We start from the raw sequence: 15,682 nt of genomic DNA on the forward strand, positions 1-15,682 counted from the left end.
CTATGGTGTCGATAGGATTAGTGGGTTAGCAAGAAACCTCTCACACTCCGGGACGCCTGGTGGGATCGGTGGCGCTCGGTGACCGCTTTCCTACGTCGGGTCGACCGCGCGCAGGCACCGGGCCGCGTGGTCGCGCAGCGCGGTGGTCAGGTCGGGCGGTCCGTCGACCACCGTGAAGCCGACCGCCAGCGAGGTGATCATCCAGACCAGGTCGGTCGCGCTCTCCGCGCCGACGTGCAGCCGGCAGCGGTACGCGTCGACCGCCTCGACCACACCCATGCCCGGCCAGATCCGGGCGGTGACCGTGTCGGCGGGCTCGTCCAGCACGACGGTGGCCCGGACCGGCCAGGCGCGGGTCGACAGCCGCTGGTTCAGGTACGCCACCACGTCGCCGTCGGGATCCGCCCGGGGGGCGAACCGGGGGCCGGTCGGCGTCCGGGGCGACATCCGGTCCAGCCGGAAACACCGCCAGTCGTCCCGGTCGACGTCCCAGGCGACCAGGTACCAGTGCCGGCCGTGGCTGACCAGGCGGTGCGGCTCGACCGACCGTACCGACACCTGTCCGTCCGCCCGGGTGTGGGCGAACCGCAACCGCTCGTGGCGGTGGCAGGCCTCGGCGACGGCCAGCAGCGCGGCCGGGTCCACCCCCGGACCGGCCCCGTCGGCCCGCACCGTGCTCCGGTGCAGGGCGACCACCCGGTGTCGCAGCCGGGCCGGCAGCACCTGTTCGAGCTTGCCCAGCGCCCGCAGCGAGGTCTCCTCCATCGCGTCCGGCGCGCCGGTCGCGGCGGTCCGCAGCCCGACGGCCACCGCCACCGCCTCCTCGTCGTCGAGGAGCAACGGCGGCAACGCGCGTCCTGCGCCGAGCCGGTACCCGGCCGTGCCCGGAGCGGCGTGCACCGGGTAACCCAACTCGCGCAGGCGGGTGACGTCCCGGCGTACGGTGCGGGTGGTGACGCCCAGCCGGGCGGCCAGTTCCGCGCCGGACCAGTCACGTCGGGTCTGGAGCAGGGAGAGCAGGGTCAGAAGCCGGCCGGCACCGTCGATCACCCGGTCCAGCCTGCCAGCCGGTGCGGACCGCAGCTGTCCGCACCGGCTCCTAGCGTTGCCCGGCATGAGTACGGCACAGCACGTCCAACCGTTCCGCATCTCCGTCGCCCAGGACCAGCTCGACGACCTCCGTCGACGGCTGGCCGGTATCCACTGGCCCGTCGGGCCGACCGACGTCGACTGGTCCTACGGCGTACCCGTGGACTACCTGCGGCAGCTCGTCGACCACTGGCGCACCGGCTACGACTGGCGCGCGGTGGAGACCCGCCTGAACGCCCTCCCGCAGTTCACCACCGCGATCCTCGGACAACCGGTGCACTTCCTGCACGTCCGTTCGCCCGAGCCGGCGGCACTGCCGCTGGTGCTGTCGCACGGCTGGCCGGGGTCCTTCGTCGAGTTCCTCGACGTGCTCGGTCCGCTGGCCGACCCGCGCGCACACGGCGCCGACCCGGCCGACGCGTTCCACCTGGTCGTCCCGTCGCTGCCCGGGTTCGCGTTCTCCGGGCTGTCCGGTCGGGTCGGCGACGGCGGCACCGAGCACCACGCGGAGGTGGTGGCGGCCCTGATGGACCGGCTCGGCCACCGGCGCTACGGCGCCCAGGGCGGCGACGCCGGCGGGTTCGTCTCCGCCCAACTGGGCCGGATCGCGCCGGAGCGGGTGGTCGGCGTGCATCTCAACGGCCCGTTCTTCTTCCCCTCCTGGGACGACGACCCCGCCGACCGGGCCGCGTACCCGGAGGCCGACCAGGAGCGGTTGGCGGTGCTGACCGACCCCGGCTGGGAACGTTTCGGCTACGCCGCGATCCAGTCCAGCCGTCCGCTGACCCTGGCGTACGGCATGCACGACTCGCCGGTCGCCCTGCTGGCCTGGATCGTCGACCTGTTCCAGCAGTTCACCGACCCGTCCCGGGCGCTGCCCGAGGACGCCGTGGACCGGGACACGCTGCTGACCAACGTCACGCTCTACTGGCTGACCGGGACGTTCGCGTCCTCGGTCCGGCTGTACCGGGAGTCGGCGCAGTGGGGTGCCCCGCCGGCGAACTCCGGCGTGCCGACGGGCTGCGCGGTCTTCCCCGGCGACCTGACCGTCCGGGCGCTCGCCGAGCGGCAGCACACCATCGTGCACTGGTCGGAGTTCACCCGGGGCGGGCACTTCGCCGCGCTGGAGGCGCCGGACCTCTTCGTCGACGACGTCCGCGCGTTCTTCCGCCCGTTGCGCTGACCGTGAGGCCGGCCGGGTCGGGCCGGTTCCCGCCCCGGGCGTGCGACCGGCGGGACACGGGGACCGATCCGGCGCACGCCGTCGCTTGAACGTGGGCGGGGCGGGGTGGATGCTGTATTGACATTCGCCGATGTAGATCAGTGGAGGTCCGCATGCGTCGTTCCCCGTTCCCCGCCCTCCTCGCGGCGGTACTGCTCCTCGCCGCGCCGGCGGCCGCCCATGCCCGACCCGCCGCCCCCGACGCCGTCGATCCGGCCCGGTCGGCGGCGGTCCTCGCCGAGGTGCGGACCGTCGGTACGGCCTGGGGTCACGACCCGGCCACCGGCCGGATGACCATCACCGTCGACGACACCGTCGACGCCGCACAGGTGACCGCGTTGCGCGCGACCGCCGCCCGGGTCGGTGCGGTGCTGCGGCGCGAGCCGGGCCGGCTGACCACCCTGATCGCCGGCGGCGAGGCGATCTACGCCGGTGGCGGTCGCTGCTCGCTCGGCGCGAACGTCCGCAGCGGCACCACCTGGTACTTCGTCACCGCCGGACACTGCACCGCCGCCGGTGCCACCTGGTACGCCAACGGCGGCCAGAGCACCGTGCTCGGCAGTCGCGCCGGCAGCAGCTTCCCGGGCAACGACTACGGCCTGGTGCGGTACACCAACACCACGATCCCCCACCCGAGCGCGGTGTACACCTACCCCGGTGTGCTGCCCATCAACGGGGTCGGCAACGCCTACGTCGGTCAGCGGGTCTGCCGCAGCGGTTCCACCACCGGGGTCCGGTGCGGCACCGTGCTCGCCCTGAACGCGACGGTGAACTACGCCGAGGGCTCGGTGTCCGGCCTGATCCGGACCAACGTCTGCGCCGAGCCGGGCGACAGCGGTGGTCCGCTCTACGACCCGGCCACCGGCCGCATCCTCGGCATCCTCTCCGGCGGCAGCGGCAACTGCACCTCCGGCGGCACCACCTACTACCAGCCGATCATGGAGATCCTCGCCGCGTACGGCGTGACCCTGCCCTGACCGGTCCGCCCCGCCCCCCACTGGTCGGGGGGCGGGGCGGCGCGGCTGGTCAGCCGGTCAGCGCGGCCCGCAGGTCGGCGACCGTCCGCAACGCCTCGTCCGGATCGGCCGACTCCGCCCACAGTTCGCGCCACTCGGAGTCGGATCCGACGACCCGGTCGAGGGCGGCCACCGCCAGCGGGACCACCTCCGCGTCCAGCGCGACGGTGCCCCCGGCGGACAGGAAGCCCGGCGCGTACGGCGAGTCGGTGGGGACACCGGAGCGCTGGGCGACCACGACGGCCGCCGCCGCGATCGCCCGCTCCGCGTAGGACGAGTCGAGGTAGTCGGTGGTCTCCGCCACCGCGCGCAGCACCTCGCGGATCATCTCGCCCCGGCGGGCCGGCTCGGCGTCGTCGAGGGAGCCGCAGAAGTCCGCGGCGGTGTCGTTGTCGTACGGCCCGGCGTCCCAGGTGCCCATCGTCTGCTGTCCCGCTCTCGTCCGTCGTGTGGGTGCGCGGAGCGTAGCGGGCCGGGGTGACGTTCCCGGGTCAGCAGAACCAGCCGTCCTGCACCCAGCCCCGCCGGTTGATGCTGCCGTAGGCGAAGCCGTAGATGTAGCCGCCGCTGCGGGGGCCCTCGACGAGGAAGGTCTGCCCCTTGTAGAGGGTGCCCATCCAGGCGCCGACCGGCTGGGTACGGACGAACAGGTCGTTGGCGCAGACCGTCTCCCGTACGCCGATGGTGCCGTTCGCGGCGGACGCGGCGGTGGGGGTGAGCGCGACGGTGGCGACCGCCGCCGCGACGGACGCGCCGACCCGGCGGACGACGGGGTTCACCATGAGTCGTACCCTCCGATGCACTCGTGCCGCAGGTAGCCCCAGTCGTTGGGGCCGAAGTCGAAGGACGCCGCCCAGCCGTTGTAGACCGGGTGCGCGCCCGGGGTGTGACCGATCTTGTTGCCGTAGGTGAGGGTGCGCTTGAGCCCGGTCGGGCCGCTGCTCGAGTCGTAGTTGGCGTAGAAGCTGGCGCTCTGGCACACCACGATCGCGTGCCGGGGCACCACCGGGTCGGCGTGCGCGGCGGTGGCGCCGAGCGGAATGGTCAGCGCGCCGGCCGCCAGGGCGGCGGCGAGTCGCAGCGTCGGTCGTCTGTCCACAGGGCCTCCGATCAGCGGTGAACGGTGCCCACAGGCTACCAATCAATTGAGAATTATGAATAGGAGTGGGTCGGTTCCGGAGCCCGACCGCCTCCCGGGACCGGCCCGCACGGTCACGAGTCCCGCCCCGCCCCACGGGCCCGCCCCACCTGTCGGCGGGCCTCCTGCCGCGCCCGTGCCTGTCGCTCGGCGGCCGTCGGCCCGGCCGCCGCCGACCCGCCCGCCCCGGTCACCGGCGGTGCCAGGTGGGCGGCCATGTCCCGGATGGTCGGCAGGCGGAAGAGGTCCACCACGTCGACCTCCCGCTCGAACGCCCGACGGAGCAAGCCGCTCAACCTGATCATCAGAAGCGAGTCCCCGCCCGCGTCGAAGAAGTTCCGGTCGGCCTCGACCGGCCGCCCCAGCACCGTCGTCCAGGCCCGCGCCACCGTCCGTTCGGCCGCCACCACCGGCTCGGCCCGCTCGGGCGTCGGCTCCGCCTGCGGGGCCGGCCCCCGTTCCGCGCGGGCCACGACGCCGAGCAGGGCCCGCCGGTTCACCTTGCCCGACGGCAGCAGCGGCAGCGCGTCCAGCACGGCCAGCCGGTCCGGCCGCAGTCGCGCCGGGAGCAGCTCGGCCAGGTGGGACCGCAACCCGGCGACGGTGGTGCCGGAGCCCGGAACCGGTACCGCTGCCGCGACCAGCTCCCCGCCGGGGGAACAGACCACGGCGGCGTCGGCGACCCCCGGGTGCCGGCGCAGCGCGTCCTGCGCCTCGACCGGCGGGATCGGTTCCCCGTCCCGCCGGGGGCACTCGTCGACCCGACCCACCCACCGCAGCACGCCGTCGGCGTCGCGGCGGACCAGGTCGTCGGTGGCGACCATCCGTCGACCCGCAGCGGCGGCGAACGGGTCGGGCAGGTAGCGGTCCGCCGTCAGGGACGGCTGCCCGAGGTAGCCCCGGGTCACCGCCCCGCCGCCCAGGTGCAGGCGACCGACCACGCCGACCGGCACCGGCCGCAGCGCGTCGTCCAGCACGTACCCGACGGTGTCCGGGCGGGGCTCGCCGAGTGCCCGGAGGTCGTCACCGCGGCACGCGCCGGCCAGCGCCGGCCCGCCGGTCTCCGCCGCGCTCCACGCGGACCAGCAGGCCGGGGCGGACGGCACGGGGCCGCTGACCGGGCCGCCGGTGAGCAGCAGCGCCGCGACGTCCCCGGCCGGAGCGGCCGGCCCGATCCGGACGCTGGGGACCCCCGCCGCGTCGTCGCCGTCCAGCAGCACCGTCCCCCCGACGACCAGCGGCGCGAGGAGCTGGCAGAGGGCCAGGTGTCCGTCCAACGGCGCGTCGACCCGCACCCCGTCGAAGGTGCCGGCCGGCCAGCCGTCCGCCAGCCAGTCCAGCAGGCCGGCGAGGTTGCCGTGGGTGACCACCACCGGCCTCGGTTCCTCCTCCACCCCGGCGGAGTGCACGACCACCGCCGCCCGCTCCGCGCACCAGCCCGGTGGCGGGCAGGCGTCCGGAGCCACCGGTGCCGTGCCCACCAGGGTCGTCGGCACGCCCACCGAGGCCCCGCACTCGGCCGTCGCCGCCGTCACCAGGACCGTCACCAGCTCCGCGTCCGCCGCCTGGAGACGCAGCCGCATCCGCGCCGCCGCCGGGTCCAGCGGCACCGCCACCGCGCCCGCCCACAGCACCCCGAGCAGCGCCGTCACCAGCTCGGGCGAGCGGGGCAGGCAGATCCCGACCGGCGACTCGGCGGCCGTTCCCCGCTCCCGCAGCAGCCCGGCCACCGCCCCGGCCCGCGCGACCAGGTCGCCATAGCTCAGACCACCGGCGGCAGCGCGGACCGCCACCGCGCGGGGCGTGCGGCCGGCGTGGGCCAGGACGCGGGCGAGCAGACCGGGCCCGGCCGGCGGGCTCCCGTCCGGAGCCGTCGCCCCCGTCCTGCCGCCGGTCACCGTTCGTCCCCGCCCGGGGCCGGGAGTTCCGCCATCGGCCGGTCGGGCGTCGCGACGGACTCGTGCAGCAGCAGGTCCAGCTGCTGCCAGATCCGGTCGATCGTCGGGGCCGTGAAGACGTCGCTGTTGTACTCGATCATGCCGTAGACGCTGTCCTGCCCGGCCTCGTCGAAGTAGCCGATGCTCAGGTCGATGGTGACGTTCTGCTTCTCCAGCATCAGCGGCTCCAGCTCGAGCCCCGCCATCGACAGGGGAGCCTCGTGTCGGAAGTCGACCATGATGAAGGCCGCCCGGTACAGGGCACCGAGCCCGACGTTCCGCCCGACCTTCATCTCGTCGAGGATCACGCCGATCGGGATGTCGTGGTGGTCGAGGGCACCGGTCATCGTCCGGCGGGTGGCCGCCACCAGCTCCCGGAACGTCATCGCCGACCGGACGGTGGTCCGCAGCGGCAGCATCGTCAGGAAGAGCCCCATCAGCGGTTCCGTCTCCGCCCGACGGCGGGTGGACGAGTTGGTGCCCACCACCACGTCCTCCGCGCCGGTGAGCCGGTGCAGGAGGAACTTCCACACCGCGAGGAGCACCACGTTCAGCGTGGTCCGTTCCTCGTGGGCGAACCGGCGCAGCGCCCCGGTCAACTCCGGCGACAGGCGGAAGTAGTGCTGGCCACCCCGGTTGGTGGCCCCCCGCCGCTCGGGGTGGTCGACCGGCAGGTCCCGCGCCGGTGGCGCGTCCGCCAGCTGGCGTCGCCAGTACGGCAGCTGCCGGATCCGCACCTCCCGCTCGATCCACTCCGGCTGCCACTCGGCGTAGTCGCCGTACTGGATCGGCAGCGGCGGCGGGTCGTACGTCCCACCCTCGACGTAGGCCCGGTAGTACCCGGCCACCTCCTGCCCGAAGATGCCCATCGACGCCCGGTCCCAGATCATGTGGTCGAAGATGCGGACCAGCACGTGTTCGTCGTCGGCGAGCCGGATCAGCAGCATCCGCAGCAGCGGGCCGACATCCAGGTAGAACGGGCGGTTGCCCTCCGCCCGCGCCTCCTGCCACATCCGTTCCTCCCGCTGCTCGGCCGGCAGGTCGCGCAGATCGAGCGTGCGGATCTCGAACGGCAGGTGCGGGTGGATCACCTGCACCGGCTGGTCGCCGTCCAGCTCGACCGTGCTCCGCAGCACCTCGTGCCGGGCCATCACGGCGTGCACCGCGCGGGTGAGCGCGTCCAGGTCCAGTCGCCCGCGCAGCCGCCACGCCGACGGCACGTTGTGCGCCGGGTCGTCCGGGTGGCGCTGCCGGTGCAGCCAGATCCGTTCCTGCGCGTCGGTGAGCCGGGCCCGGTCGCGCCGGGCGCGGCGGGGGATGGCCTCCACCGCCGCCTGCCGGTCGGCGAGCCGACGGTCCAGCAGGGCGCGCTGCGCGGGGGTGAGCCGCTCCAGCCGGGCCGACAGGTCAGTCATCCGCGGTTCCCTCCGAGCTGTGGTAACGGTTGCGCAGGTCGTCGAGGTGGTGCAGACCGTCGCGCACGGTGTCGGGTGACAGACCGAAGTCGACCAGGCAGGCGATCTCGTCGACCCCGACGTCGACCAGGTCCTCCACCAGGCCCTCGCACTTGTCCGGCGTGCCGAGCAGTGCCAGCGACTGGAAGTAGCGTTCGAAGGTGGCGTCGAGCATCGCCGCGCGGGCGTCGTCGTCGAGTGCGCCGAACCCGCCCTCGATCCCCTGGTGCTGCCGCAGGAAGGTGCCGAGGTAGTCGATCAACGGCTCCCGGACCAGGGTCCGGACCTCCTCGTCGCTGGTGCCGAGGAAGGTGTGCACCATCGCGGTGACCGTGCCGGCGGCCGGGTCGTGCCCGCCCGCCGCGCGGGCCGCCCGGTACGCGGTGATCTTCTCGCCGAGGTCGACGAGCCGGTGCCCGATCACGCCGGTCAGCACGTTCGCCCCGATCGCGCCGGCCCGCTCGAACGTCTCCACCGAGCCCGCCGCCGAGACCCACACGGGAAGCCTCGGCTGCACCGGCCGGGGCAGCGTACGGACCTCCCGGACACTGCCGTCGGGGCGCGTGACGTCGAGCGTCCCCCCGGCCCAGAGCCGCTGGATCGTCTCGATCGCGGCGAACATGGCGTCCTTGCGCCCGGGATAGCCCGCCGGACCGCCCGGCGCGAGGACGAAGTCGTCCGGATGCCAGCCGGAGGCGGCCGAGATCGCCGCCCGCCCGCCGGAGAGGTTGTCCACCACCGCCCACTCCTCGGCCACCCGCGCCGGATGGTGCAGCGGCAGGACCACGCTGCCGGCCCGCAACTGCACCCGACGGGTGGTCACCGCCAGCGCCGCCGCGAGCAGCGACGGGTTCGGGTACAGCCCGCCGAAGTCGACGAAGTGCCGCTCGGGCACCCAGACCGCGGCGAAGTCCCGCTCGTCGGCGAACCGGGCGCAGTCCAGCAGGAGCCGGTACTTCTCCCCGTCCCGCGTCGAGCCGTCCCCCGAGAAGAAGAACAGGCTGAACGCCATCCGGCTGGTGGGGCGTCGCCGCCGGCCGGGCCGGGCCGCGACGCGGGCCGTCGGTGCGGCCAGTTCGGGCGGCAGGCCGACGGCACGGGTCCGCATCGCCTGCTCCAGGGCCGCCCGACGGTCGGGGGAGAGGGCGGCGAGCCGCCGGTTCAGGTCCGCCACCGAGGGACGCTCAGACATGCTCGCCACCTCCGGGCGTGCCCACGGCCGGGGTCGCCTCGATCTCCGCCAGCAGCGCCTCGAACTCGTCGAGGCCGATGCCCTGGCCCTGCCACACCCGGATCGCCGCCGCCAGGCCGGTCACGGTGGGCGCCTCGAAGATGACGCTCATCGGCAGGTCGCCGAAGTGCTGCCGCAGTCGGGCGATGATCTGCATGGCGAACAGCGAGTTGCCGCCGAGCTGGTAGAAGTCGTCCTCCGGACCGAAGCCCGACACGCCCAGCACCTCCCGCCACACCTCGGCGACGGTCCGCTCGACCTCGTCCCCGGTGTCCGTGGCGTCCGGCAGCGGGTCGCCGGCGGCGACCCCGTCGGGCGCCGCGTCGCCGGCCACCTCCGTCGGTGGCCCGGTGACGACCACCTGCGGCACCCCGCCACCCAGCGCCGCCCGGACCACCGCCGCCGGCCCCGCCGGGCCGTCCGGGTCGACCCCGGGTCGCAGGTGGACGGCTGTCGTGGTCCACCCCTCGGCGGTGCGGTACTCGGCGAACGCCCCCACGGCCGCCGCGACCGCCTCCTCCGTCAGCGGGTCGGCCCCGCCGACGCCGGTGACCAGCAGCAGTACGTCGAGGTCGGCACCGGCCAGCAGGTCGGCCAGGACCCGGACCCGGTCGACCCGCTTGCCGACCGCGTCCGGCTCCGGCCCGGACGGTGGACCGGCGACGTGCAGGACACCGTGCAGCGAGCCGAGCCGGTCCCGGGCCGTGTCGACCAGCCGGCGCAGCCCGTCGGCGTCGGACGGGTCGGCCGGCAGCCAGCTCACCGCCCCCGGCCGGGAGGCGAGCAGTCGTGCCAGGTTCCCCGCGAGAGGGCCGGAGGCGTCCGGGGCGGTCGGATCGGGCGCCTCCGGAGCGCCGGCCAGCACCACCCGGGCCCCCGAGCGGGCCAGTTCCGCGCCGAGGCGCAGCCCGGTCTCCGAGTCGGCCCCGGTCACCAGGTAGCCGGCATCCGCCACTACGGTCGTGGGCCCCGCCGGTACCGGTACCAGGGTGCGCCGGAACCGCCGCGTCCCCCGGTACGCCACGTGCGTGTCGTCCGGTGCCGCCGCCAGTTCGGCGAGGAGCCGGGCCCGCCGCCGGTCGCGGTCCGCCTCGCCGGTCACCGACCCGACGTCCACGACGTGGAAACGCAGCCCCGGATAGCGCCCGGCGAGCACGGTGGCGACCCCGTCCACCGCGGCCCGGTGCGGGGCCCGGACCCGGGAACCGGCGACCTCCCGCAGTTGTTCGGTCAGCACGTCCACCCGGACGGTCCGGCCCGGTGCCGACGCGTGCAGAGCCCGCGCGAGACCCACCAGCGCGGCCACGTCGACGTCCACGTCGTCCCCGCCGTCGCAGCCGTACAGCACCCGATCCACCGGCCCGTCGGCCGTGCCGTCCCGGACGAGGCGCTCCCACGTGTCCGGCCGGGCCCCCTCGTCACCGTCCGGTCCGTCGTCCCGCGTGATCCGCCGTACCGGGTGACCGGCCGCGCGCAGGGCCTCCGCGACGTCGTCGCCCCCGGTCCGCTCGTCGCCGAGCACCAGCCAACCGCACCGCTCCGGCACCCGGGCCGAATCGCGGGGAAGCGCCGCCGGGAACCAGACCGGCGTCCCGGCCGGCGGGGCGGCCGGCCGCCCCGCCGACCGGGGCAGCAGGAAGTGGGTACGGGTGAACGGGTACGTCGGCAGCGGCGTGCGCCGCCGGGGGACACCCCCGTGCAGCGCCGCCCAGTCCACCTCCACGCCGTGCTGCCACAGCTCGGCCAGGGCGGCGAGCACACTCCGCTGCTCGTCGTGGGTGTCCGTCCCGTCGCGCCGCTCCGACACCCCGGGCGGCGGTGCCAGCAGCGCCACCACCGGAGGCCGGCCCTCGTACGCACCGGCCCGAACCAGGTTGCCGAGCCCACGGCCCGGACCCACCTCCAGGAAGACCGGGTTCGGAGCCGCCGCGGCCACCGCGACGCCGGAGGCGAACCGCACCTGCCCACGGACGTGGGCCACCCAGTACTGCGGGTCGGTGGCCTGCTCGTCGGTGATCCAGCTGCCGGTCAGGTTGGACAGGAAACGGACCGTCGGCGGGCGCAGCCGGACGGTGCGCAGCACGTCGGCGAACGCGCGCAGCGCCGGCTCGGTGTGGACGGTGTGGAAGGCCCGCCGGACCGGCAGGACCCGGGTCACCGCCCCGACCTCGGCGAGCCGCCGCTCGACCACCGCCATCTCCGCCTCGTTGCCCGCGACGACGCAGGAGAAGGGCGCGTTGACCGCCGCGATCGTGCCGTGTCCGTCCAGCACCGCCCGGAGCTTCTCCTCGGCGAGGGCCACCGAGACCATCCGCCCCGCCGGCAGCTCCTGCATCAACCGGGCCCGCGCCGCCACCACGCGCGCCGCGTCCGCCAGGTCGAAGACTCCGGCCAGGCAGGCGGCGACCAGTTCGCCGAGGCTGTGGCCGACCATCGCGTCCGGCTCGATCCCCCAGGAGCGCAGCAGGCGGGCGCAGGCGTAGTCGAGACAGAACATGGCCGGTTGCGCGTAGCCGGTCTCCGCCGAGGGGTCCCCGGACGACTCCGGCGCGTCCGGACCGACGAGCAGCGCCCGCAGGTCCCAGTCCAGGTGCGGGGCGAAGGCGGCGACGCACTCCTCGACCGCCGCGCGGAACACCGGCTCGCTCGCGTACAGCTGGGCGCCGACGCCGGCGAACCGGGTGCCCTGTCCGGGGAAGAGGAACACCAGCTGTGGCGGCCCGTCGACGACCGCTCCGGTCGCCGTCGCCCGCAGCGCCGCCACCGCCTCGGCCGCGTCGGCGGCGACGACGGCACGCCGGTGCGCGAACCGGGCCCGTCCGACCTGGAGCGTCCACGCCGCGTCGGCCAGGGCCCCCGGCCCGGGTGCGACCTCGGCCAGGTGGTCGGCCAGGCGGGTGGCGGCGGCGGTCAGCTCGTCGGCGGTCCGCGCCGCCAGGGGCAGTAGCTGGGCGGCCCGGTTGGGGGCGGCGACCGGGCGGGTCGGGGCCGCCTCCAACAGCAGGTGGACGTTGGTGCCGCCCATGCCGAAGGAGCTGACGCCGGCCCGGGGCGGATGGTCGGTGACCGGCCACGGCTCACCGTCGGCGGTGATCCGGAACGGGCTGTCGGGCTGCTCCAGGGCCGGGTTGAGGTGCCGGAAGAGCAGCGTGCCCGGGACGAACCGGTGCGCGATCGCCAGCGTCGTCTTGATCAGACCGGCGACCCCGGCGGCGACGTCCAGGTGACCGATGCTGGACTTGACCGCTCCGACCCGGCAGGAGCCGGCGGGCACCGTACCGAGCGCCTCGGCCAGCGCCCGCAGCTCGATCGGGTCGCCGAGGGCGGTGCCGGTGCCGTGCGCCTCGACGTAGTCGACGGTTTCCGGGGCGAATCCCGCGACGGCCAGCGCGTCCCGGATCACCGCCACCTGACCCGTGGTGGACGGTGCGGTGATGCCCACCTTCGCGGAGCCGTCGTTGTTGACCGCCGACCCCCGGATGACCGCGTGCACGTGGTCGCCGTCGGCGAGCGCGTCGGCGAGCCGCTTGAGCACCACCACCCCGACGCCGTCACCGGCGACCGTGCCGGTGGCGTCGGCGTCGAAGGGCCGGCACCGCCCGTCCCGGGACACGATGCCGCCCTCCTCGTGCCGGTAGCCGGCCGGATCCAGCTGCCGGACCGTCGCGCCACCGGCGAGCGCCGTGTCGCACTCGTGGGTGAGCAGGCTCTGACAGGCCAGGTGCACCGCCACCAGGGACGACGAGCACGCCGAGGAGACGGTGAGGGTCGGGCCGGTGAGGTTGAGCTTGTACGCGACCCGCAGCGCGAGCATGCCCGCGTCGTTGCCGACCGCCACCTGCAACGGGTGGGCGATGCGCGCGGCCCGTTCGGACGGGACGACCCGCTCCGCGAGGTGCGTGCTCGCCGAGGCGGCGGCGAAGACCCCGACCCGGCCGTGGTCACCGCCCGGAGCGCGCCCGGCGTGTTCCATCGCGGTCCAGCAGCACTCCAGGAAGTGCCGGTGCTGCGGGTCGGTCACCTCGGCCTCGGCCGGACCGACGTCGAAGAACTCGGCGGCGAACAGGCCCGGCGCGGCGAGCGGGTAGCCGGTGCGGACGTACGCTGGGTCGGCGAGGTCCGTCGCCGGGACACCCGCCGCGGCGAGGTCGTCGTCGGTGTACGTGCGCGAGCCGTCGACCCCGTCCACCAGTCCCCGCCAGAACTCGTCGACGGAGTCGAACCCGGCCAGGCGGCCACTCATGCCGATGATGGCCACGCTGTCGTGAATCGTCGACTCCTCGTCGTCGTGCATGTGCGCCCTCGTTCCGTGTGAGTGGGTGGGGCCGGTGGGCCGCCGACACGGTCGGCGACGGCAGGTCCGGCGGGTGACGGGTCAGGTGTGCGCCGGCAGCCGAGCGTCCAGGGCGGCGACGGTGGGGTGGTCGACGAGAAGTTGGGCGTCCATGTCGACGCCGAGGATCGCGCGGACCCGGGTCGCCAGCCTCCCGGCGAGTCGCGGGTGGCCGCCGAGGTCGAAGAAGTCGTCGTCGGTGCCGACCTCGGGCAGGCCGAGGACGGCGGCGAAGAGTTCGCAGAGCACGTCCTGTCGGGGACTGCGGGTGGGGGCGTCGACCGGTGCCGGCAGGGCGTTGCGGTCGAGTTTGCCGTTGGGGGTGATGGGCAGGGCGTTCATGGTGACGTAGGCGGTGGGGACCATGTAGTCGGGCAGGTGTGCCGCGAGGTCCTGGCGTAGTGCGGTCAGGTCCACGGGGGCGTTGTCGGTGGGGACGAGGTAGGCGGTGAGGTGTTTGTCGCCGGGTTGGTCTTCGCGGGCGATGACGGCGGCGTGGCGGAGGTCGGGTCGTGCGGTGAGGGTGGTTTCGATTTCGCCGAGTTCGATGCGGTAGCCGCGGATCTTGACTTGGTCGTCGGTGCGGCCGAGGAAGTGGAGGTGTCCGTTGGTGTCCCAGCGGGCGAGGTCGCCGGTGCGGTACATGCGGGTGCCGGGGGGGCCGTAGGGGTTGGCGACGAAGCGGGTGGTGGTGAGGTCGGGGCGGTTGAGGTAGCCGCGGGCGGTGCCGGTGCCGGCGAGGTACAGCTCGCCGGGAACGCCGGTGGGTACGGGTTGCAGGTGCTGGTCGAGGACGTGCAGCTCGGTGCCGTGGAGGGGGTGTCCGAGCGGGACGGTGCCGCCGACCTTCTCGCCGTGTCGCCAGGGGTACTGGGTGACGCAGAGGGTCATCTCGGTGGGGCCGTAGGTGGTGCGGACGATGGTGTGGGGGCAGCCGGCCAGGGTGTGCTCGACGGCTCGGGCGGAGATGACGTCGCCGCCGGTGGTGACCTCGGTCAGTCCGGCGAAGGCGTCGACGAGTTCGTCGGCGACGACCCGGAACAGGCCGGCGGTGAGACTCAGCCGGGTGATCCGGTGTTCCCGGAGAAGGGTCCGGAGTGCGGCGGCGTCGAGTTCACGCGGTGGGGCGACGACGACCTGTCCGCCGGCGAGGAGCGGTCCCCAGAGTTCCCAGGTGGAGGCGTCGAAGGCGTGCGGGGAGTGGAGCAGGGTGCGGTCCTGGTCGTGCAGGGCCCAGCTGGGGTCGCGGACGAGGTCGACGACGCCCTGGTGGGTGATCTGGATGCCCTTCGGTTCGCCGGTCGAGCCGGACGTGTACATCACGTAGCAGAGCTGCTGCGGACGCACCACCGGCAGCGGCACGTCCTGCACCACCGGGTCGGCCTCGCAGCCCAGCACCCGACGCCCGGCGGCGACCTGGTCGGCGACCAGGTCGTGTGCGCGGAACGCGTCGTCGACGAGGAGCACCGGAGATCCGGACGCCGCGACCACCGCCCGCATCCGGGCCAGCGGGTAGGCGGTGTGGACGGGTAGGTAGGCGCCGCCGGCCTTGAGGACGGCGAGGATGGCGACGACGAGGTCCACCGACCGTTGCATGAGCATCGGTACGGGCGTCTCGGTGGTCACGCCGGCCGCGCGCAGCGTCCGGGCCAGCCGTTCGGCACGCTGCCGCAGTTCCGCGTACGTCAGGACGGTGGATCCGTCGGTGACCGCGACGGCCTCCGGGCGGCGTACCACCTGGGCCTCGAACGCCTCGACCACGCTGCACCCCACGGTGGCCGGCGTCGCCACCTGCGGTCGCCGGGCCCGCTCCTCCTCGACCAGGATGTCGAGCCGGCTGATCGGGGTGGCGGGTTGCCGGGCGACCTGGCGCAGGATCGCGACGAGCCGCTGCCCGACCCGCTCGACGGTCTCCTGGACGAAGAGATCCCGGGCGTAGCCGATCGCGATGTCCAGATCCCCGTCGACCGGCTCGTCCATGATCGTGAACTCGAGGTCGAACTTCGCGATGGCCAGCCGGGTCGGTTCCGGCGTGCAGCCTAGCCCCGGCAGGGGGGTGGCGCTCGGGGTCCGGTCCGCGCGGGACAGGGCGATCTGGAACAGCGGGTGTCGGCCGAGGGAGCGGGGTGGTTGGAGGTGGGTGACGAGGTGTTGGAAGGGGAGGTCTTGGTGGTCGTAGGCGGTGAGGTCGGTGTCGCGGACGCGGTGGAGGAGGTGGGTGAAGGTGGGGTTTCCGGTGGTGTCGGTGCGTAGGACGAGGGT

At 74.6% G+C, this 15,682-nt stretch carries 11 protein-coding genes; 2 read left to right on the forward strand and 9 right to left on the reverse strand.

The window, feature by feature from the left end; translation table 11 throughout:
* Window positions 1–90 precede the first annotated feature (90 nt).
* On the reverse strand, window positions 91–1,050 hold the full coding sequence (locus AB0F58_RS15325; RefSeq protein WP_357142713.1) for a YafY family protein: 960 nt from the start codon (window positions 1,048–1,050) through the stop codon (window positions 91–93).
* A gap of 64 nt (window positions 1,051–1,114) precedes the next feature.
* Between AB0F58_RS15325 and AB0F58_RS15330 the strand changes: the two genes are divergently transcribed.
* Both AB0F58_RS15330 and AB0F58_RS15335 read left to right on the forward strand, forming a co-directional pair.
* Entirely contained in the window at window positions 1,115–2,272 is a 1,158-nt protein-coding gene (locus tag AB0F58_RS15330) for an epoxide hydrolase (RefSeq protein WP_357142714.1), read from the forward strand.
* Window positions 2,273–2,424: 152 nt separating this feature from the next.
* Window positions 2,425–3,288 (forward strand): S1 family peptidase, encoded by an 864-nt coding sequence (locus AB0F58_RS15335; protein ID WP_357142715.1) that lies wholly within the window; start codon window positions 2,425–2,427, stop codon window positions 3,286–3,288.
* 49 nt (window positions 3,289–3,337) lie between these two features.
* Here AB0F58_RS15335 and AB0F58_RS15340 read toward each other — a convergent pair whose 3' ends face one another.
* The 8 genes from AB0F58_RS15340 to AB0F58_RS15375 all read right to left on the reverse strand — a co-directional run.
* Window positions 3,338–3,748 (reverse strand): DUF4259 domain-containing protein, encoded by a 411-nt coding sequence (locus tag AB0F58_RS15340; RefSeq protein ID WP_357142716.1) that lies wholly within the window; start codon window positions 3,746–3,748, stop codon window positions 3,338–3,340.
* A gap of 70 nt (window positions 3,749–3,818) precedes the next feature.
* A complete protein-coding gene (locus tag AB0F58_RS15345; RefSeq protein ID WP_357142717.1) occupies window positions 3,819–4,109 on the reverse strand; it encodes a hypothetical protein in 291 nt (96 codons plus the stop codon).
* A complete protein-coding gene (locus AB0F58_RS15350) occupies window positions 4,103–4,426 on the reverse strand; it encodes a hypothetical protein (protein ID WP_357142718.1) in 324 nt (107 codons plus the stop codon). Before AB0F58_RS15350 ends, AB0F58_RS15345 begins: the two co-directional genes overlap by 7 nt.
* Window positions 4,427–4,539: 113 nt before the next feature.
* The gene (locus tag AB0F58_RS15355; RefSeq protein WP_357142719.1) at window positions 4,540–6,363 is read right to left on the reverse strand and encodes a non-ribosomal peptide synthetase; all 1,824 of its coding nucleotides are present in this window, start codon (window positions 6,361–6,363) and stop codon (window positions 4,540–4,542) included.
* Window positions 6,360–7,817 (reverse strand): condensation domain-containing protein, encoded by a 1,458-nt coding sequence (locus AB0F58_RS15360; protein ID WP_357142720.1) that lies wholly within the window; start codon window positions 7,815–7,817, stop codon window positions 6,360–6,362. The genes AB0F58_RS15355 and AB0F58_RS15360 overlap by 4 nt, the downstream gene beginning before the upstream one ends.
* Window positions 7,810–9,048, reverse strand: coding sequence for a MupA/Atu3671 family FMN-dependent luciferase-like monooxygenase (locus AB0F58_RS15365; protein ID WP_357142721.1), 1,239 nt, complete (start codon window positions 9,046–9,048; stop codon window positions 7,810–7,812). Before AB0F58_RS15365 ends, AB0F58_RS15360 begins: the two co-directional genes overlap by 8 nt.
* Complete coding sequence (locus AB0F58_RS15370; RefSeq protein ID WP_357142722.1) at window positions 9,041–13,381, reverse strand: beta-ketoacyl synthase N-terminal-like domain-containing protein; 4,341 nt, start codon at window positions 13,379–13,381, stop codon at window positions 9,041–9,043. Before AB0F58_RS15370 ends, AB0F58_RS15365 begins: the two co-directional genes overlap by 8 nt.
* A gap of 81 nt (window positions 13,382–13,462) precedes the next feature.
* Window positions 13,463–15,682, reverse strand: a 2,220-nt coding sequence (locus AB0F58_RS15375; RefSeq protein WP_357142723.1) for an amino acid adenylation domain-containing protein, incomplete at its 5' end; no start/stop codon positions are given.

This window comes from Micromonospora sp. NPDC023956, assembly GCF_040639195.1.
GTDB lineage: Bacteria > Actinomycetota > Actinomycetes > Mycobacteriales > Micromonosporaceae > Micromonospora.